14 protein-coding genes and 1 tRNA gene are annotated in these 19,289 nt (G+C 67.1%); 7 read left to right on the top strand and 8 right to left on the bottom strand.

Annotated elements, in window-relative coordinates; genetic code table 11:
- The first annotated feature begins 38 nt into the window (after positions 1-38).
- Positions 39-764, top strand: a complete 726-nt coding sequence (gene phoU / locus FJ311_08290) for a phosphate signaling complex protein PhoU (protein ID MBM3951437.1) — start codon at positions 39-41, stop codon at positions 762-764.
- A gap of 12 nt (positions 765-776) precedes the next feature.
- Positions 777-1,493, top strand: a complete 717-nt coding sequence (phoB, locus tag FJ311_08285) for a phosphate regulon transcriptional regulatory protein PhoB (GenBank protein MBM3951436.1) — start codon at positions 777-779, stop codon at positions 1,491-1,493.
- Between the two features lie 12 nt (positions 1,494-1,505).
- Here phoB and FJ311_08280 read toward each other — a convergent pair whose 3' ends face one another.
- Complete coding sequence (locus FJ311_08280; GenBank protein ID MBM3951435.1) at positions 1,506-2,564, bottom strand: serine protease; 1,059 nt, start codon at positions 2,562-2,564, stop codon at positions 1,506-1,508.
- A gap of 141 nt (positions 2,565-2,705) precedes the next feature.
- Here FJ311_08280 and FJ311_08275 point away from each other — a divergent pair, with 141 nt between their 5' ends.
- Positions 2,706-4,976 carry a DNA helicase II gene (locus FJ311_08275; GenBank protein ID MBM3951434.1) on the top strand — a complete coding sequence of 757 codons (2,271 nt, stop codon included), beginning with the start codon at positions 2,706-2,708 and terminating at the stop codon, positions 4,974-4,976.
- A gap of 12 nt (positions 4,977-4,988) precedes the next feature.
- Positions 4,989-5,915 carry a methyltransferase domain-containing protein gene (locus tag FJ311_08270; GenBank protein ID MBM3951433.1) on the top strand — a complete coding sequence of 309 codons (927 nt, stop codon included), beginning with the start codon at positions 4,989-4,991 and terminating at the stop codon, positions 5,913-5,915.
- Positions 5,916-5,921: 6 nt separating this feature from the next.
- Here FJ311_08270 and FJ311_08265 read toward each other — a convergent pair whose 3' ends face one another.
- From FJ311_08265 to gph, 4 genes are all read right to left on the bottom strand, one after another.
- The gene (locus FJ311_08265) at positions 5,922-7,160 is read right to left on the bottom strand and encodes a DUF2336 domain-containing protein (protein ID MBM3951432.1); all 1,239 of its coding nucleotides are present in this window, start codon (positions 7,158-7,160) and stop codon (positions 5,922-5,924) included.
- A gap of 192 nt (positions 7,161-7,352) precedes the next feature.
- Positions 7,353-8,648, bottom strand: a complete 1,296-nt coding sequence (locus FJ311_08260; GenBank protein ID MBM3951431.1) for a DUF2336 domain-containing protein — start codon at positions 8,646-8,648, stop codon at positions 7,353-7,355.
- A gap of 33 nt (positions 8,649-8,681) precedes the next feature.
- Positions 8,682-8,756: transfer RNA gene (locus tag FJ311_08255), tRNA-Val, on the bottom strand.
- A gap of 39 nt (positions 8,757-8,795) precedes the next feature.
- Positions 8,796-9,521 (bottom strand): phosphoglycolate phosphatase, encoded by a 726-nt coding sequence (gph, locus tag FJ311_08250; GenBank protein ID MBM3951430.1) that lies wholly within the window; start codon positions 9,519-9,521, stop codon positions 8,796-8,798.
- Positions 9,522-9,627: 106 nt separating this feature from the next.
- On the opposite strand from gph, the gene glmU reads away from it, so the two are divergent.
- On the top strand, positions 9,628-11,004 hold the full coding sequence (gene glmU / locus FJ311_08245; GenBank protein ID MBM3951429.1) for a bifunctional UDP-N-acetylglucosamine diphosphorylase/glucosamine-1-phosphate N-acetyltransferase GlmU: 1,377 nt from the start codon (positions 9,628-9,630) through the stop codon (positions 11,002-11,004).
- Between the two features lie 3 nt (positions 11,005-11,007).
- The gene (gene glmS, locus FJ311_08240; GenBank protein MBM3951428.1) at positions 11,008-12,831 is read left to right on the top strand and encodes a glutamine--fructose-6-phosphate transaminase (isomerizing); all 1,824 of its coding nucleotides are present in this window, start codon (positions 11,008-11,010) and stop codon (positions 12,829-12,831) included.
- A gap of 88 nt (positions 12,832-12,919) precedes the next feature.
- Here glmS and FJ311_08235 read toward each other — a convergent pair whose 3' ends face one another.
- From FJ311_08235 to FJ311_08225, 3 genes are all read right to left on the bottom strand, one after another.
- A complete protein-coding gene (locus tag FJ311_08235) occupies positions 12,920-14,956 on the bottom strand; it encodes a tetratricopeptide repeat protein (GenBank protein ID MBM3951427.1) in 2,037 nt (678 codons plus the stop codon).
- A 25-nt stretch (positions 14,957-14,981) separates the two neighbouring features.
- Positions 14,982-15,386: a DUF559 domain-containing protein gene (locus FJ311_08230; protein ID MBM3951426.1), complete on the bottom strand. Its 405-nt coding sequence runs from the start codon at positions 15,384-15,386 to the stop codon at positions 14,982-14,984.
- A 185-nt stretch (positions 15,387-15,571) separates the two neighbouring features.
- Entirely contained in the window at positions 15,572-16,747 is a 1,176-nt protein-coding gene (locus FJ311_08225; protein ID MBM3951425.1) for a porin, read from the bottom strand.
- A gap of 366 nt (positions 16,748-17,113) precedes the next feature.
- Here FJ311_08225 and FJ311_08220 point away from each other — a divergent pair.
- Positions 17,114-19,289, top strand: a 2,176-nt coding sequence (locus FJ311_08220; GenBank protein ID MBM3951424.1) for a tetratricopeptide repeat protein, incomplete at its 3' end; no start/stop codon positions are given.

Below are 19,289 nucleotides of genomic sequence, written 5' to 3'. Positions count from 1 at the left end.
GGGCGGCGAACGGTCGGGACCGGCAAGGAGACCGCCTCATGACGGCCGATCATATCGTCAAGGCCTTCGACCAGGACCTCAAGCGAGTCGACGCGATTATCGCCGAAATGGGCGGCCTGGCCGAGGCCCAATTCGCCGCCGCCATCGAGGCCATGCTTCGCCGCGATGTCGAGCAGGCGGAACGGATCATCGCTGCCGACGAGCGGATCGACGCCCTGGAGCAGGAACTCGACCGAGATGTGATCAAGATGATCGCGCTGCGCCAGCCGATGGCCGACGACCTGCGCATGCTGGTCGCCGCGCTCCGGATCGGCGGCGCGATCGAACGGATCGGCGACTACGCCCGCAACATCGCCAAGCGCACGCTGGCGCTGGCCCAGGCGCCGTCGGTGGCGCCGGCGGAAACCGTGGCGCGCCTCGGCCGGCTCGTGCTGGAGATGCTGCGCAACGCCCTCGACGCCTATCTTTCGCGCGACATCGCGCGCGCGCACGACGTCCGCCGCAGCGACCAGGACGCGGATGCCATGTACACCGGCCTCTTTCGCGAACTGCTCACCTACATGATGGAAGATCCCCGCAACATCACCGCCTGCACCCATCTGCTGTTCGCGGCCAAGAACGTCGAGCGCATCGGCGATCATGTCACCACCATCGCCGAAAACGTGATCTACCTGGTGAGCGGCGCCGCGCCCGAAAGCAAACGCCCCCCGAACGCCGAATTCGCCGAAGGCATGGCGTCCGCGTCCAAGCCGGCGCCGCGCTGACGGGCGGGGCCCATGCCGCCGACGATCCTGGTAGTCGAGGATGATCCCGCGCTGGCCGAGCTGCTCCGTTACAACCTCGCGCGCGACGGATTCGCGGTGACGATCGCGTCCGATGGCGATGCCGCGCTGGCGGCGGTCGAACAGAATCCGCCCGATCTGGTGGTGCTGGATTGGATGATCCCCGGCTTGTCGGGTGTCGAAGTCTGCCGCCGCCTGCGCCGTCGCGACGCAACCCGGGCGATGCCGATCATCATGGTGACCGCGCGCGGCGAGGAAACCGATCGGATCGAAGGGTTGGAAAGCGGCGCCGACGATTACGTGGTCAAACCGTTTTCGCCGGGCGAACTCGCCGCCCGCATTCGGGCCGTTCTGCGCCGGACCGGCGCGAGCCCCGGAACGGACGCGGAAGTGATCGAAGCGGGCGGCGTGCGGCTCGACCTCGCCCGCCACCGGGTTGCCCGGCAAGGGCGCGATATCCACCTCGGGCCGACCGAGTTCCGGTTGTTGCGCGTCCTGATGGAGAATCCCGGCCGGGTCTTCGGTCGCGAGCAGATTCTCGACCGGGTGTGGGGCCGCGACATTCACGTCGAATTGCGCACGGTCGACGCCCACGTGCGGCGCCTGCGCAAGGCCCTGAACGCCTTCGGCGGCGCGGACGTGATCCGCACCGTGCGTGGAACCGGTTATGCGTTCGAGAGCGACGCGGCCGGAGAGGAAAACGACCGCTGACGCCGGTCGCGTTCAGAATCCCTTGTGCGTTCTCAGCCACTTCGAGCGGTCGATGGAGCGGATCATCACCCGCTCGATCTTCGCCTCGTCCCCGCTCGCCTTCAGCACGTCGAGCGGAATGTCGACTCCGGCGGGGCCGAGCGCCCAGGCGCGGCGATAGAGGTCGGCGAGGCTCTGCACCTTGCGGCCGTCGATGCCGACGATGGTATCGCCCGCCCGCAGGCCCGCGCTCTTGGCCGGGCTGTCGTCGGCGACGCGGGTCACCACGATCCGACCCTGGGTTTCGGCGGAATAGACGCCGAGCCAAGGCTTGGGCGGGCTCGACCGGCCGCCGTGGGCGGCCAGTTCGGCGAGGATCGGCTTCAAGTCGTTGATCGGCACGAACATGTTGCCGGGCGAGAAGGTTTCGGCTTCGGCCGAATCGTTGACGAACAGCGAGCCGACCCCGACCAGGCTTCCGTCCTCGGCGAGCAGCGCGGCCCCGCCGAAGGTCGGATGCGGCGGCGCGGTGAAAATGGCGTTATCGAGCAGGTACTCCCAATACCCCGCGAACGTCCGCCGCGACATCACCCGCGCCGCGCTGGCGAGCGCCTGACCGCCCGCGCGCGAAAGGGCGATGACCTGGTCGGCGGTCTTGAGCGCGTCCGAATCGCCGAGCCGAACCGGGCTCGCCTCGAGCGCGCGCACCGGGCGCACCAGGCCGAAACCGCTTTCGGCGTCGTAGGCGACGATGGTGGCGGGAATCCGGCGGCCGTCGGCGGCGATGACCTCGACCGTGTGCGCCTCCATCAACAGATAGCCGATGGTCACGATCAGATTGTCGTCGCGGATCAGGATGCCGCTGCCGTCGCGCTCGGTGCCGAGGGTGCGGGCACTGCGCGCTTCGGGCGGCACCAGGGCGTGCACCCCGACGACGGCCTTGGTCGGATCGCCGGCCGATGTCGGCGCGGCGCCGGAAGACGAAGGACCCGGCGCGCTGGCCGCGAACGCGGCGGGCGCCAAAAGCGAGGCGATGAAGGCCACGACGACGGCGCGGCCGGCCGCAGGCGGCATCGAGGGGGCGAAGGTCATGCCATCTTCCTCGTCAGGGAAGGAGAATCGAGCAATTCTAGTATGGGACGAATGGGCTCGAAAGGGCCGGCCGGACTCGGCACTTTACGCCGGGTTGCGGGCGTTTGCGGGTAGCGGAGCGGAGCGTGCTATAAGGCGACCATGGCCGAATCGCTGCCTTTGCCCCGACCTGCGGACACCTCAGCCGCGCCGCCCAGGCCCGTTCCGCCCCGGCTGCTCGAACCCTTGAACCCAAGCCAGCGCGAAGCGGTGGAGGCGACCGAAGGGCCGGTGCTGGTGCTTGCGGGCGCCGGCACCGGCAAGACCCGGGTGCTGACCACGCGGCTCGCCTATCTCCTGCTGTCGGGACGGGCGCGCCCGAACGAAATTCTCGCCGTCACCTTCACCAACAAGGCCGCGCGCGAAATGCGCGAACGGGTCGCAAGGCTCCTCGGCCGTCCGGTCGAAGGCTGGTGGGTCGGCACGTTTCACGCGCTCGCCGCCCGGATATTGCGCGCGCACGCCGAGGCGGTCGGGTTGCGTTCGGATTACACGATCCTCGACGAAGACGACCAGGTCCGCCTGCTCAAGCAGCTGATCGAGGCGCGCCATCTCGATGAAAAGCGCTGGCCGGCGCGCGCGCTCAACGCCGTGATCCAGCGCTGGAAGGATCGCGGATTGACTCCGGCGCGCGTCTCGTCGGCGGAAGGCGCCGGCGCGGCCGACGGGCGCGCGCTCGAAATCTACGCCGATTATCAGGAGCGGCTGAAGGCGCTCAACGCGGCCGATTTCGGCGACCTTTTGCTGCACAATCTGGAAATCTTCCGCACCGTTCCGGAGATCGCGGCGCGCTATCAACGGCAATTCCGCTATCTCCTGGTCGACGAATACCAGGACAGCAACGTGGCCCAGTACCTATGGCTGCGTCTGCTCGCCCAGAAGCACCGCAACCTCTGCTGCGTCGGCGATGACGACCAGTCGATCTATTCCTGGCGCGGCGCCGAAATCGGCAACATCCTCCGCTTCGAGGCCGATTTTCCCGGCGCCCGGGTGGTCCGGCTCGAACGCAACTACCGCTCGACGCCGCACATCCTTGCCGCCGCGTCCGGACTGATCGCCCACAACCGCGGCCGGCTCGGCAAGACGCTGTGGACCGATTCCGACGACGCCGGGGAAAAAATCCGCATCATCGGCGTCTGGGACGGCGAGGCGGAAGCCCGCGCCGTGTGCGAGGAAATCGAATCGCTCCACGGCCGGGGCCATGCCCTCAACGACATGGCGATTCTGGTGCGGGCCTCGTTTCAGACCCGCGAATTCGAGGAAAGGCTGGTCTCGCTCGCGATCCCTTACCGGGTGGTGGGCGGCATGCGGTTCTACGAGCGCGCCGAAATTCGCGACGGTCTCGCCTACCTGCGCGTAGTCGCGCAGCCGGCCGACGATCTCGCCTTCGAGCGGATCGTCAACGTGCCCCGGCGCGGCCTCGGCCCGGCGACGCTGCAAACCGTTCATCTGCTGGCCCGCAACGAAGGCTTGCCGCTGCTCGAATCGGCGCGCCGCCTCGTCGCCACCGACGAACTGAAGCCCAAGGTCCGCTCGACGCTCGCGGCCCTGGTGCGCGATTTCGACCGCTGGCGCGGCTTGGTCGGCGCGGTTCCGCACGGCGAGCTCGCCGGCCAGGTGCTGGAGGAATCCGGGTACGTCGCCATGCTCAAGGCCGACCGTTCGCCGGAAGCGCCCGGGCGGCTCGAAAACCTGAAGGAACTGGTCGCGGCGATCGAGGAATTCGGTTCGCTCGGCGCGTTTCTCGAACACGTCGCGCTGGTGACCGACAATGACGCCGCCGACAGCGAGGACAAGGTGTCGTTGATGACGCTCCACGGCGCCAAGGGCTTGGAGTTCGCCACCGTGTTCCTGCCCGGTTGGGAAGAGGGCTTGTTCCCCCATCAACGCGCGCTCGACGAAGGCGGAGAAAGCGCGCTGGAAGAGGAACGGCGCCTGGCTTACGTCGGCCTGACGCGGGCGAAGCGGCGCGCCTACATCACCTTCGCCGCCAACCGGCGCGTCTACAACCAATGGCAGACCGCGTTATCTTCGCGCTTCATCGCCGAATTGCCCGAGGAGCACGTCCAGCACACGGCCGAAGCCGGCCTTTACAGCCGCTCCGGCGGCGGCGCTTGGCACGACCGCGGACGGCGGAACGGCCTCGCCGAAGAAGGCGTGGCCGACGGCCGCAGCGCCCTTCGCCGCGCTTGGAACGCGCGGGTCTCCGGGCGCGCGGCCGACGTCGAGCGGCACTTCGCGGTCGGGGCGCGGGTTTTTCATCCCAAGTTCGGCTACGGACGGATTCGCTCCACCGACGGCGACCGGCTCGAGATCGACTTCGAGAAGGCGGGCGCGAAGCGCGTTCTCGCCGGTTTCGTCGAAAACGCCTGACCGTTTCGGCCGATGCTCTGGCAAATCGCGTTCGAGACGGCGCCGGAAGCGGCGCCGGCGTTGGCGGAGGCGATCGAACCGTTCTGCCTTGCCGTCGGCTGGTTCGGCGCCGACACCGATACGGTGTGGCGGGTGGAGGGCGTCGCCGCCGATCCGACCGACCGTGCGGCGATTCACGCGGCGTGCGCCGCCCGCGCCCTCGCCTTGCGCACGCGACCGCCGGACATCCGGGTCACGGTGCTGCCGGAGCGGGACTGGACGCGGGAGTCTCTCGCGTCCTTCCGCCCGGTCCAGGTCGGGCGCTACCGGATCAAGGGCACCCATGTCGCCGAGCGTCCCCGCGCCGGCGTTACGCTGACCCTGGACGCAGGTCTTGCCTTCGGCACCGGCGAGCACGCTTCGACGTGCGGGTGTCTCCGGGCGCTCGACCGGATGGCGCGCGGGCGGATCCCCGCGCGCGGATCCGTTTATAGCGCTCCTACCGGAGCGCGGACGCGGCGGCGACCGGCGCGGGTGCTTGACCTCGGCTGCGGAACCGGCGTGCTGGCCATGGCCGCAGCGGCGACGTGGAAAGCGTCTCGGGTGATCGCGTCGGATATCGATCCCGACGCGACGGCGACGGTCGCGGCGAACGTCCGGCGCAATCGGCTCGCGGGGCGAGTCCGCGTGCTCAGGGCCGACGGATTCGCGGCGCGCGCGCTTGTAGGCCGCGGCCGCTTCGATTTGGTGCTCGCCAATATCCTCGCTCGGCCCCTGATCCGGCTTGCCCGGCCGATCGGGGGTGCCTTGGCGCAGGGCGGAATCGCGGTTCTGGCGGGTTTTGTCGCGGCGGATGCCGCGTGGGTGGCGGCACCCTACCGCACGCGCGGATTCCGTCTCGTCAACCGGATCGAACGCGACGGATGGACGACGCTGGTGATGAGGAAACGAAAGCCGTGACGGCGTCTAATGACGCAGCTTTTGCATCCGGTGCGTCAGCACCCGGATCGAGCCGACGTAATCGGCGCCCTTGCGCCATTCGTCCATGACGTCGGTCGCGTCCTTCTGCGGCAGGGCGTCGTAGAAATCGATCGCCGCGGCTACCCGTTGCTTGATTACGCCGTCGACTTCGGCCCGGATCTTCTGGGCGAGAGAGAAGAGGCTCACGAAAGCGATCTTGCCCGTGACGCAGGCCTTGCATGCGATCGCCAATCCGCGCCCCGTGGGATCGAACAGGAAGCGGTCGATGACGTGGGCCTTGAGATCGGACATGCGGCCGAACAGGGAAATGAAAGTGTTCACGTCGCCCTCGCGCAAGGCGAGGATCAGCATTTCCGGGGTGATCTTGCCCTTGTTCTTGATCAGGGTGGTGATTTTCTTCGACAGTTCGTGCTTGCCGACACCGTCGCGCGCGAAGTTCTCGATTTCTTCGGCCACGATCTGATCGCACAGCTGGTTGACCGCAACGCGGTCGAACTTGTAATTCCGCAAGATATGCTCGCGCAGGCTGGTCGACACCCAGAGGAACATGCGGAGCGCCAGTTCGGGATTCATCTCCCGGCGCATCAGGACCGGCTCGCGCAGCGGCCGGCTGTGGCGCGACTTTTCGACCAAGCGCACGATCGTTCCCGCGGCGAATTCCGCGCCCGGATTCTTGAGCGTCTCGACGATCACGTCCTCGGCGTCGGTCGCGACCAGGGCGTCGGTCACCGACGGGCTCAAGGTGGGCCGCCCGGCGATCGCCCGCGCGTGTTCGTGGGTACGGGAGCGGATGACCTCGATCAAGTCGGCATCGTCGAGCACGCCCGACTTGGCGAGTACCGGAAACGCGACCTCGATCGTATCGTTGGCAAGAAAGCGGATCAAATCGTGCGGCGCATCCGGCCGTTCGGCGAGACGGCGGGCTATCTCCTGGCGCGTCGCCATTTCGATGTCGCGCACGATCGCGTGCAGGATATCGTAGGCCACCGCCCGCGCCTCGGGACTGAGTTCTCCGGCGGGACGGTCGAACAGGAACGCAATGGATTGCGCGAGCTCCGAGCGGCTGGCCGTCGACGATTGGCGGGCCAGCGCCTGCAGGGCGCCGGGGTCAAACCGCCACGCGGTGTTGCCGGATTCGCGCAAACCACTTCCCGCCGCCGCTTGCACGACGACGATCCCCTTGATCACATTGGACTGCGTGCCCTTTCCCCCGGAGCTACGCATTATTCTTGGGGACTATATATCCCGATTTAATCAAAATTGCGACCACCCAACCGATTCGTTTTGAACAGAACCTAAACCGCAGGTGGAGCGCCGGCTCGCTCGGATAGTTGTTTGGAATCAAATGACGAAACGCGCGGTAATAATTCATTGTGCGCGGCGTTCCAGACAAAAACAGTGGAAAAATTTTCGGGATTAGTGGGCGACGGTACGCACCCGTTCGCTCAAAGCCCGAATCGAGGCAACGTAGTCGGCGCCTTTCCGCCACTGGCCGACGACATCGACGGCGTGCACCTGGGACAAAGCGTCGAAGAATTCGGACGCCGCTTGCAGGCGTTGCTTGACCAGGCCGTCGACTTCGCCCCGGATCTTCTGAGCAAGGGTGAAAAGGCTCATGAACACGACCTTGCCCATGCCGACGCTCTTGCAGGCGACCGCCAGTCCCCGGCCGGTCGAATCGAACAACAGCCGGTCGACGATGTGGTTCGGGATGTCGGTCAGGCGGGTGAAAATGCCGGTGAAGGTGATCACGTCGCCTTCGCGCAAGGCGAGAACCAGCATTTCCGGAGTCAACTGGCCTTTTTCCTTGATGAGCGCGGTAAGTTTCTTCGAGAAATCGCCTTTCACGCCTTTAGGCACGGCCATGAAGTTCTCGATTTCTTCCGACGCGATTTGATCGCACAGCTGTTTGATCGCATCCCGGTCGAAATCGAAATGGCTGAGAATGTGTTCGCGCAAGGCGGCCGTGACCCACAGGAACATGCGCAGCGCCAGTTCCGGCGTCATCTCCCGGCGCATCAGGATCGGTTCGCGCAGCGGTCGGCTCTGGCGCGATTTTTCGACCAGGTGGGCCATGGTCTTCGGAGCGAATTGCGAGCCTTGATTCTTAAGCACCTCGACGATCACATCCTCGGCGTCGGTCGCGACCAGGGCGTCGGTCACCGACGGGCTCAAGGTAGGCCGTGCCGCGACCGCCAGCGCGTGTTCGAGCGTGTGCGAACGGATCACTTCGATCAGATCGGCATCGTTAAGCAAGCCGGACTTGACCAGCACCGGAAACGCGACTTCGATCGCGTCGTTGGCGAGAAAGAGGATCAAATCGCGCGGCACGTCCGGCCGTTCGGCGAGACGGCGGGCAATGACTTGGCGCGTCGCCATCTCGATGTCGCGCACGACCGCGTGCAATATGTCGTAGGCCATCGCCCGCGCGTCGTCGCCGAGTTCGTAAATGGGGTTGCCGAACAGGCCGACGATGCGCTCGGCAAGTTCCGAGCGACTCGCCGTCGTCGCCTGGCGAGCGAGCGCTTGCAAGGCTGTGGGGTCGACTGTCCGGAAGGCGCCGCTCAAGGTGCTACTGCGCCACCGGTTGCCCGGCGGCGATTCCCTTTCAACGTCCGTTTTTTTTGGTTGATCCCTCAAGTCTATCCTTCGTCGCGTCGGTAGGCGGAAGGATAGGCTAACGGACGTATAAATACGAAAATTATAGAGCATTTCGCTGTGACGGGTATCACAGCCGGCAAAAAATGGTGGGCGCGACAGGGATTGAACCTGTGACCCCTCCCGTGTGAAGGGAGTGCTCTCCCGCTGAGCTACGCGCCCATGGCCGGTAAAAACGGCCGTAAACCGGCCGGCAAACCCTTAAGGGGCCCCCGGCACGGGTGTCAAGGCAAGGCAATCGCGGGCAACCTCGGCGAGCGCCGCCCGCAGGTCCGCGAATCGGTCGATCAGGCGGTCGGCACCCAGCCGGTGTGGCGGCACCCGGGTATAGCCGAAACTGACCGCGATCACGGGCACGCCTGCCGCCCGGGCGGCACCCACGTCGTTAGGGCTGTCGCCGACCGCGATCGCCTGTCCGGAGGTTGCCCCAAGGCGGCGAAGCGTCTCCAGCAGCGTCGCCGGGTCCGGCTTACGCGCGCCCGGCAGCGTGTCGCCGCCGACCACCGCCGAGATGTAGGCGTCCATGCCGAAGGCGGCGAGAATCGCGCGGGTCGCGGCCTCCGGCTTGTTGGTGCAAACCCCGAGCGCCAAGCCTTCGCCGCGAAGCTCGCCAAGCGCCTCGACCGCCCCGGGAAAGGGCCGCGTCTCGACCGCGGAATTCGGCTCGTAGTCGACGACGAATCGACGGGTGAGGTCCTCCAATTCGGCCGTCGCAAGGCTGCGGCCGTGGGCCGCGAAGCCGCGTTCGACCAGCTTGGCGACACCGTCGCCGACCATCATGTGGATATCGGCGAGCGACACCGGCCGCAAGCCTTCCATGGCCAGCAGGCGGTTGAGGGCGGAGGCGAGATCGGGGGCGCTGTCGATCAGCGTGCCGTCGAGGTCGAACACCACCGCCTTGAGGCCGGGACAGGAGGGAAGAGCCATCGGCGGTTAGGTCATTGAAAGAATTGGAAACAATGTTTGACTTGGCGGGTTCGCGGCGGCTATGGCACTTTGCCCGAAGCGATCCTTTTAAGCGCCTCCCGACCCGATGACCAAGCGAAAAATCGCCGTCCTTGTCCTTGCCGCCGGGGCGGGAACGCGCATGAAATCGACGCGCGCCAAGGTTCTGCATCCGCTCGCCGGAAGGCCGATGATCGCGCACGTGCTGGCGAGCGCCGAGGGCTTGAAGCCGGATCGGATCGTCGCCGTGGTCGGCGAAGACATGGAGGATGTCGCCGAGGCCGTCCGCCCGCACCCGGTCGCGGTTCAGCATCCCAAGCTTGGCACCGCGCATGCCGTGCGGGCGGCTAGGAAGGCGCTGGCGGGATGCACCGGCCCGGGAAGCGCGGTGCTGGTGCTTTACGGCGACACGCCCTTGATCCGAACCGCGACGCTCAAGGCGATGCTCGCCAAACTGCGGAGCCCGGCCAAGCCGGCCGTAGTCGTACTCGGCTTTCGGCCCGCCGATCCCGCTCAATATGGCCGCCTGGTGGTCGGGTCCGACGGTCGGCTCGAGCGGATCGTCGAGGCACGCGACGCGAGCGCGGCGGAGCGGCGCATTCCGCTCTGCAACGCGGGCGCCATGGCGTTCGACGGCAAGGCACTGTTCGGCCTGCTCGCAGGGATCGGACGCGCCAACGCCAAGCGGGAATATTACCTGACCGACGCGGTCGCTGTCGCCCGCGCCCGGGGGCGGTCCTGCGCGGTGGTCGAGGCGGGCGAGACCGAGGTCATGGGCGTGAACGCGCGTGCCGAACTGGCGTTGGCCGAACGCGCGATCCAACGGGACTTGCGCGCCCGCGCCATGGCCGAGGGCGCGACGCTGATCGACCCCGAAACCGTCTGGTTCAGTTTCGATACCCGGCTCGGGCGCGACGTCACGGTCGGCCCCAATGTGGTGTTCGGCCCCGGCGTCACGGTCGGCGACGAGGCCGAGATTCGCGGGTTCTGCCACGTCCAGGGCGCGACCATCGAGCGGGGCGCCATCGTCGGGCCCTTCGCCCGCCTCAGGCCGGGAGCGAGGATCGGCCCCGGCGCCCACGTCGGCAACTTCGTCGAGATCAAGAACGCGGTTCTCGACGAGGGCGCCAAGGCCAACCACCTCGCCTATGTCGGCGACGCGCGCGTCGGTGCGCGCGCCAACATCGGCGCCGGCACCATCACCTGCAACTACGACGGCTTCGCCAAGCACGAAACCGAGATCGGCGAAGGCGCGTTCATCGGCTCGAACACGGCCCTGGTCGCGCCGGTCAGGATCGGCGATCGCGCGGTCATCGGCGCGGGCAGCACGATCGCCAAGGACGTCGCGGCCGATGCCCTCGCCGTCACCCGCGCCGAGCAGCGGGAGATCAAGAACTGGACCCGCCGCCGCGCCAAAGCGTCGCGCCGGTCGGCGCGCGCGCGCGCGACTCGGAAGGCACGCTAGGGCATGTGCGGCATCGTCGGCATCGTCGGCAAGGGGCCAGTCGCGCCCCTGCTGTTGGAAGGGCTGAAGCGGCTCGAATACCGCGGCTACGATTCGGCCGGCATCGCCACCGTGACCGACGGGACAATCGAACGCCGCCGCGCCGAAGGCAAGATCGCCAATCTCGAATCCTTGCTCCGGGCAAAGCCGCTCGCCGGCACCACCGGCATCGGCCATACCCGCTGGGCGACCCACGGCGTGCCCAACGAGCGCAACGCCCACCCCCACGCCACCGACCGCGCCGCGGTCGTTCACAACGGCATTATCGAGAACTACCGCGAATTGCGGGAGGAACTCGCCGCCGAGGGGCGCGTGTTCGCCTCCGAAACCGATTCCGAGGTGATCGTTCATCTGCTCACCCGTTACCTGGAACGGGGCGCGCCGCCGCTGGAGGCGGTGCGCGAAACGCTCGCTCGCCTGGAAGGGGCGTTCGCCCTCGCTATCGCGTTCGCCGGCCGATCCGGCCTGCTCGCCGCCGCGCGGCGCGGAAGCCCCTTGGCCCTCGGGTTCGGCGACGGCGAAACCTACATCGGCTCGGACGCGCTCGCGCTCGCGCCCCTGACCCGGAAAATTCTTTATCTGGAGGACGGCGACTTCGCCCTGCTCAACGAAAGCGGGGCCGAGGTCTACGACGCCGCCGGCCGTCCGGCGGCGCGGCCGGTGCGGGAAACGACGCTCGCCGGCGCCCAGGTCGGCAAGGGCAATTTCCCCCATTACATGTTGAAGGAGATCTACGAGCAGCCGCAGGTGATCGGCGACACGCTCGCCTCCTTCGTCGCGCCGGCGACCCGCGAGGTGACGCTGCCCGACCTCGCCATCGACTTCGCGCGCGCCTCGCGCATCGCGCTGGTCGCCTGCGGCACCTCGCATCACGCCTGCATGGTCGCGCGCTACTGGCTGGAACGGTTCGCCAAAATTCCCGCCGAAACCGACATCGCCTCCGAATTCCGCTACCGCGAACCCGCCCTCGTTCCGGGCGGCATCGCGCTGTTCGTCTCGCAATCGGGCGAAACGGCGGACACGCTCGCCGCGTTGCGCCACGCCAAGGCATGCGGGCAGCGGACCATCGCCGTGGTCAACGTGCCGGAAAGCACTATGGCGCGCGAGGCTGACGCGGTGCTGCACACCAACGCCGGGCCGGAAATCGGCGTCGCCTCGACCAAGGCGTTCACCACCCAGCTCGCGGTGCTCGCCTGCTTGGTACTCGCCGCCGGTCGCGCGCGCGGCGCGCTGGCCCCGGCCGAAGCCGCCCGGCTCGCCGGCGCGCTGACCGAGGTGCCGGCGCGCGCGGCCGAGGTTCTGAAGCACGACGAGGCGCTCAAGGCCATCGCCGCCGAGGTCGCCAAGGCGCGCGACGCCCTCTACCTCGGGCGCGGGACCAGCTATCCGATCGCGCTCGAAGGCGCGCTTAAGCTCAAGGAAATCTCCTACATCCACGCCGAGGGCTACGCCGCCGGCGAGATGAAGCACGGGCCGATCGCCCTGATCGACCGCGACGTGCCGGTGATCGCGATCGCGCCCTCGGATTCGCTGTTCGCCAAGACCGCCTCCAACCTGGAGGAAGCGACTGCGCGCGGGGGCTGGGTGGTCTTTCTTTCCGACGCCAAAGGAGCCGCGCGGCTCGATCGTATCGCGAAGAAGACCGTGGTGCTGCCCGAGGTCGATCCGTTCGTGCAGCCGATCCTCTACGCGATTCCGGTGCAGCTCCTCGCCTACCACGTCGCCGTGCTCAAGGGCACCGACGTGGACAAGCCGCGCAACTTGGCCAAGAGCGTGACAGTCGAATAGTTGTTTGTGAATTAAAGGATTTTTCCAGTACCGCCGTCATGACGGCGGCACGTCAAACAATCGCGGTTCTTCGCCCCGCCGCCGTCGGTTACGACGGCGGTATATCCATCGCGCTTGGGCGTTCCCCCGCGCACCAGCGCCGCCACATCTCGCGGTAGGCGGCCTCGAGCCCGCGCGCGTAAGCGGCCCCGTCGCACACGGGCGAGGCCGCGAGGCGGGCGCGCAGGCCCGCGCGCAAGGCGCCGAGCGAGTCGAGGCCGGAGGCGAGCCGGCGGGCGATGGCGACGTAATCATCGGCGGTGGCCGCGATCAGTTCGGGCAAGCCGGCGTTGGTCAGGTGCGAGGCCGAATGGCGCGAAGCGAAAGTTTCGCCGGGCAGCGACACCACCGGTACCCCCATCCATAGGGATTCCAAGGTGGTGAGCCCGCCCGAATAGGGCATCGGGTCGAGGGCGATGTCGACCCGGCCATAGGCCGCCAGGAGTTCCGCGTGGGGCGATGGGCCTTCCAGCGTCACGCGGGATTCGGGCACACCGGCCTCGGCGAACAGGCGGAGAAAACGCGCGCGCGTCCCGGCGTCCGCGTAGGCGAAGCTTTTCAAGAGCAGGCGCGAATCGGGTACGGCGGCCAGCACCCGCGCCCAGAGCGCGACGGTCTCCGACGTGACCTTGGCCGCCGCGTTGAAGCAGCCGAAGGTGATGCGACCATTGGTCTTCGCGGGGAGGGGCGCGACCGGCGTAGCATGCTCGGGCGGCGCGTAACAAACGTTGTCATGGGGAAGCCGCACCACGGCCTCGCTGTAGAATTTCTCGAACCCAGGGGGAATTTCGACTCGGTCGGCGAGGAAATAATCGACCGCGTCGACGCCGGTGGCGCCCATGACGCCGCCGCCGACCGCCTGGACCGGCGCCGGGCGCATGGCGAGCGCGAGCAGGCGGTTCTTTGCCGTATGCCCGGCCATGTCGACTAGGATGTCGATGCCGTCGGCCCGGATCATGTCCGCGAGTTCGGCGTCGCCCTTGGCCGCGACATCGCGCCATTGGGCGACGGAAGAACGGATTTTTTCCGACACCGCGTCCATCCGGGGATGGGTCATGTAGACGAACGTCTCGAAAGCATCGGCGTCGTGATGGGCAAAAAGCGCGAGGGTAAAAAAACCGACCGGATGGGCGCGGAAATCGCCGCCGACATAGCCCACCTTAAGGCGGCATTCGGGGTCGCGTTGGTTGGTCAGGGGCTGTATCCGGGCGGCCAAGGGCTTGGCGTGAACGTCGTTCCAGCGCCGCGCTTCGGCCAATATGTCGGCGGCGGAACAACGCGCCGAATAGGACATCTGCTGGACGAGATTGGAATGGGCCGCGACGAGCGACGGTTTCAACCGGAGCGCGCGGCGCGTGGCGGCGAGCCCCGAATCGGCGTCTCCCGCGGCGACTTGCAACAACCCGAGATTGAGATGGGCCTCGGCGAGGTCGGGATCGAGGGCGATGGCCTTGTCCAGCACGGCCCGCGCTCCCGGGTAATCGTTGGCGTCGAGCCGGAGCGCGCCGAGGGCGGCGTGCGCCTTGGCGTGGCGGGGGTCGAGGGCGACCGTAACGGCGTAAGCTTCGGCGGCGCCGGCGTTCTCTCCCATCCGCGCCAGGGTTTCGCCGAGGGCGAATCGGATGGCGGCATCGCCGGGCGAAAGCTCGGCGGCGCGGCGAAAGCTCGCCGCCGCGTCGGCCAAGCGGCCAGAGTCCGCGAGCGCGTTGCCGAGGTTGAAATGAATATCCGGATCGCCAGGGGCCAGTCGCGCGGCGCGCGCCAGGGTCTGGGCGGCCCTCGCGGGCTCGCCCGCGCGTCGCTCGGCGCTGCCGAGGACGTTGAGGATGGAAACGAGGATATCCTTGCGGTTGGCGCCTTCGGCCGCGCGTACGGCCTGGCGCAAGGGCCCGATCGCGTCCAAGGGGCGCCCCTGGCCGAGGCGGACATGGCCGAGCAGGTGCAGCACGTCCACGTGGTCGGGAAACGCGGCGCGCAGTTTTTCGAGGCGGCGCGCGGCCAAGGCGAAATCGCCCTTCCGGTGGGCCGCGACCGCATCCGCGAACAGGCGTTCGGCGGTTCGGCCGTCCAGGCGAGTTTGGCTCATGGGAAAAGCGGTGTTGATGTGCTTCTCACCCAGGCCCTCTCCCCGCTTTCGCGGGGAGAGGGAGGGGCCCGCGAAAGCGGGAGGGTGAGGGGGGTGTCGGCTGTGGTTCGGCCAGCGACTCCAGAATGGCCGCGGCGATCCCTTCCGGATTTTCGAGGATGTCGCGATTCCAGAAGCGCAACACCCGGAAGCATCGGGACTCCAACCAATCCGTCCGGACGGCGTCATCTCCCGAAGAGGCGTGTTGCCCGCCGTCAGCTTCGATAACCAGCCGCCGTTCCAAACAGGCGAAGTCCACGACATAGCGCCCGATCGGGACTTGACGACGAAATTTGGCGCCGCCGAGGGAACGGTTGCGCAGGAGCCGCCACAGGGTTTTTTCGGCTTCCGTGGCGTCGCGGCGCAAGCGTCGGGCCAAATCGCGGTTCATGGCCACATCTTATCGTGGGCGCCCCTCACCCTCCCAGCCCTTCGCCAAGCTCAGGGCCGGGCCCCACCCTCTCCCCCGCAAGAGCGGGGAGAGGGAGAAACGGCACGAGCCTCCAAAAAGGAACCGGGGCCCCCCGCGAGAGGGGCCCCGGCTGTTAGGCGATCCCCGCTTGCGCGGGGACAGGCTTAGAACACCACGCGCATGCCGGCGATGACGATGTTCACGTCATCGGTCGACGTGCCGGTGCCCAGGTCGAGGTCGTAGTTGGAGTAACCGAGGTAGGCCGAAGCGCCGTAGTCCGCGAAGGACTGCTCGACACCGATGCCCCACTTGGTGGCCTCAAACTCGCCCGCGGTCGTGGTCGAGCGGTTGATGTTTTCCGACTTGACGTAATCGATCGCGAACGCGGTCGGCCCGACGCCGAAGATCTTGGCGATGTAGCCGACGCCGCCGCCGATGTACTCGGCGTCGTTCGGAGTGACGGAGGCCGCCGTGGCCTTCTTGTGGTTGCGGGAGCCGGCCGAGAAGAAGGCGTTCACGCCGCTGTCGTGCAGGACGGCGATCGAGCCGGAGACTTCGTCCTCGACCGTGGTGCTGGTGCCCGACGTGTTGGTGTAGCCGATGCCACCGGCAACCCGGAACTGGCCGTACTTGCGGTCATGCCGGATGGCCACGCCCGTCTCGCCGCCCGAGGTGAAGCTCGCCGCCAGCGTGGTGTTGAAGAACGCCGGGGTGTCGTAGCGCACCCGATCGTCGCGTCCGGCGTCGAAGTAGGAGGCCACGCCGCCGAGGGTGGTGGAGACGTTGGCGTTGGTCGTCGAGTTGACCAGACGGAAGTTCTGGCCGAACGCCGTGTAGGCGATCATGCCGATCACGTTGACCGCGCCGGTCAGGTTGTATTCGGCGATCCCGTCAGCGGCTTCGCTGCCCTGGCCGAGGCTGAGCTTGCCGAAGCGCTTGTGGTTGACGGTGACTTCCGCCAGGCGCTCGCTGAAGGACGTCTGGCCCTGGTTGTTGTCCAGGTTGGCGGAGGTGCTGGTGTCGGAACCGACCGACACCGATTCACCGCGGTTGCTCGCGATTTCGGTTTCGAGCTGGGCGCCGAGGGTGATGTCGGCGGTGACCGGCGCGCTGGCGACGAAGCCGAAGCGGGTCGTGCTGACGCCGTTATCGATGGAGAACACGCGGTCGTTCTTGCCGTCGTCGCCCCACATCATGGCGCGGTTGACCTGGCCGTAGATCTTGAGGTTGACCTTGTCGCGGCCCGTCTCGCGGCTGAGATTCTGGGCCGACACCGGCGCGGCGATCGCCATCAGGGCGGCCGCGGCGACGGAGGTCTTGAGGATGGTCTTCATGTTCACGATGGTCTCTCCTTTGGTGAACGGTTTGTAAGGCTCGAACTTCTTTCCCGACCCTTGAACTTTGAACCGAGGAACAAGGGGCGGTTCGGGGACACCCCAATTGAGCACTCTTGACGTACCCGACGAGTCCGAAAGGGCGTCCCCGGAAAATCTCCGATGGTCCTTTCGACCTCGCGTTGAGCCGCATTTTAAGGAACGGGGATTAATGGAAAAGCGCGAATCCGCCGTTTTTTCCATTTTCGGGCGCACCTGTGGCAGCGCCGCAACACCCATTAACATATTGATTATCTTAGTTAACGGATTTAAGCAGATCACGCCGTGCCTGGCCCCGGCACAAAGCTCAGAATTTTCGCCGATAACCGCCCGATGATCCCCCGCAAAGAGCCAGTCAACGCCCTGGTCCGCGACGGCCTCGCCCATCTCCGGGCGGGAAGGATCGAGGAGGGGGAGCGCGCCTTCCGCGCGGCACTCGCCCAGGCGCCGCTCCATCCAGAAGCCCTGCATTACCTCGGTCTCGTCCTCCACCAGAAAGGCAAATTCCGGGACGCGGCGGACACGTTGGCGCTGGCGGCCGGGCCGCTTTCGGGGAACGCCGATTTTCACGCCAATTTCGGCCTTGTCCTCAAGGACGCCGGACGCTGGACCCAGGCCCGCGCGGAATACCGCCGGGCGCTTGCCAAACGCCCCGGCCATCCGGGGGCGACCTTCAACCTGGGGTTGCTGCTGGGGGAGGCCGGCGATCCCGAAGGCGCCGCGGCGCTGTTCGCCAAACTCGCGGCCAGCGATCCCCGCTCGGCCGAGGCGCGCTGTTTTCTCGGCGAGGCGCTGAAACAGCAGGGTCTGATCGCCGAAGCCCGCGCGCGGCTGCGGGAGGCGGTCGAACTCGATCCCGGCTATGTGCTCGCGTGGTTGCGCTTGGCCGACCTGGAGCTCGGCAGCGGCGATCCGGATGCCGCGTTGTCGGCGGCGGCGAAAGCGGCGGAAGCGGCGCCCAAGGACCTCCAGGCCGCCGTATTGGCGGCCGAGGCCCATGCGCGGAAGGGCGACGCCACCGGGCGCGACACATGGCTCGCCCGCGCCCGCGTGATCGAACCCGACGCGGCAAGGCATTTTTTCACCCACGGCATGAACAACTACAACCAGGGGCGCGCCGAACAGGCGCGCCGCGAATTTCGTCGTGCCCTGATGTTCGACCCCGATCACGCGTCGAGCCGCTGGACCCTCGCGCGGGTTTTACCGCATGTTTATGCCGACGAAGCGGAGATCGCGCAATTTCGGCGGGATTATGTCGCGGGTCTCACGGCGATCGAGGATGCGCTCCGCCTCGATACCCCGGCGGCGGCGCGGGATTCGTTCACCGCGCTTTCGGCCATGACCAACTTTTTCCTCGCCTATCAGGAGCAGGACGACCGCGAGTTGCAAATCCGGTTCGGCCGGATCGCGCATCGCGTGGTCGCGGCGCGCTTTCCCGAATTCGCGCGCCCTCCCGATTCGTCGGCGCCCGATCCCGCGCGCAAGCTGCGGGTCGGGTTTGTATCGGCCTATTTCCGGCTGCATTTCATCCCGCGCTTCGTCGCCGGCTGGATGGAAAAGATCGACCGTGGCCGCTTTGAAGTCTTCGGCTATCACCTTGGCCCGGAAAATGACAACGTGACCAGACTGGTCGCCGGGCAATGCGATCTATTTCGCCACATGCCGCTGTCCGGCGTCGAGGGCCCGGGTCCGGTCGACGCGCGCGGAGATTGGTTCGCGGCTGTTGGTCATGCGCTTCGCGCCGATCGTCCCGATGCTTTGATCTTCACCGATATCGGCATGGACATGGCTACGTTCGCCGTTGCCGCGCAGCGCTTCGCGCCCGTTCAGGCGACCTGCATCGGCCATCCGGTAACTTCCGGGCTGCCGACTATCGATTATTTTCTCTCGGGCGAACTGATCGAGCCGCCGGGCGGCAAAGCGCATTATTCGGAGAAGCTCGTCTGCCTGCCCAACATCTCGATCCGGTTGTCCGATCCCAGTCTGTCCAGGGGGCGCCAGCCGAAGCCGCGGGAATCGTTCGGCTTCGGCGCGGACGAAATTATTTATTTATGCACGCAATCGGTCTTCAAGTATCTGCCCCGCTACGACCGCATCTATACTGCGGTCGCCGAGGCCGTGCCGAACGCGAAGCTGGTTTTTATCCGTTCGAACCCGCCGGAGCGGGACGCTCCGTTCCTCTCCCGGCTCGCGCGCGCGTTCGCAGCGGTTGGCCTCGATCACGACCGCCATTGTCTGGTTCTCGACCGAATGCCGACCCACGCCTTCGATGCCATGCACTATGTCGGCGACGTGTTTCTCGACACCCCCGGCTGGTCGGGTGGCAACACCACGCTGGGCGCCATTTCGGCGGACCTGCCGGTGGTGACGCTGCCCGGCGAATTCATGCGCGGGCGGGTGAGTTATGGGATGCTGCGCATGATCGGCGTCGAGGACACCGTCGCCAAGGACGTGGACGACTACATCGCCATCGCCATCCGCCTCGGGCGCGAGCCCGAATTCCGCGCCC

The sequence above is a fragment of the Rhodospirillales bacterium genome (assembly GCA_016872535.1).
GTDB lineage: Bacteria > Pseudomonadota > Alphaproteobacteria > Rhodospirillales > 2-12-FULL-67-15 > 2-12-FULL-67-15.
This window is presented reverse-complemented; position numbering and strand designations above follow the sequence as displayed.

What these genes read in the sequence shown, in the direction of transcription:
- FJ311_08270 (MBM3951433.1), top strand. Translation starts at nt 4,989, where the DNA reads ATGCTCTGGCAAATCGCGTTCGAGACGGCGCCGGAAGCGGCGCCGGCG.
- FJ311_08265 (MBM3951432.1), bottom strand. Translation starts at nt 7,160, where the DNA reads ATGCGTAGCTCCGGGGGAAAGGGCACGCAGTCCAATGTGATCAAGGGG.
- glmU (MBM3951429.1), top strand. Translation starts at nt 9,628, where the DNA reads ATGACCAAGCGAAAAATCGCCGTCCTTGTCCTTGCCGCCGGGGCGGGA.
- gph (MBM3951430.1), bottom strand. Translation starts at nt 9,521, where the DNA reads ATGGCTCTTCCCTCCTGTCCCGGCCTCAAGGCGGTGGTGTTCGACCTC.
- FJ311_08275 (MBM3951434.1), top strand. Translation starts at nt 2,706, where the DNA reads ATGGCCGAATCGCTGCCTTTGCCCCGACCTGCGGACACCTCAGCCGCG.
- FJ311_08230 (MBM3951426.1), bottom strand. Translation starts at nt 15,386, where the DNA reads ATGAACCGCGATTTGGCCCGACGCTTGCGCCGCGACGCCACGGAAGCC.
- glmS (MBM3951428.1), top strand. Translation starts at nt 11,008, where the DNA reads ATGTGCGGCATCGTCGGCATCGTCGGCAAGGGGCCAGTCGCGCCCCTG.
- FJ311_08235 (MBM3951427.1), bottom strand. Translation starts at nt 14,956, where the DNA reads ATGAGCCAAACTCGCCTGGACGGCCGAACCGCCGAACGCCTGTTCGCG.
- FJ311_08280 (MBM3951435.1), bottom strand. Translation starts at nt 2,564, where the DNA reads ATGACCTTCGCCCCCTCGATGCCGCCTGCGGCCGGCCGCGCCGTCGTC.
- phoU (MBM3951437.1), top strand. Translation starts at nt 39, where the DNA reads ATGACGGCCGATCATATCGTCAAGGCCTTCGACCAGGACCTCAAGCGA.
- FJ311_08260 (MBM3951431.1), bottom strand. Translation starts at nt 8,648, where the DNA reads ATGCTCTATAATTTTCGTATTTATACGTCCGTTAGCCTATCCTTCCGC.
- phoB (MBM3951436.1), top strand. Translation starts at nt 777, where the DNA reads ATGCCGCCGACGATCCTGGTAGTCGAGGATGATCCCGCGCTGGCCGAG.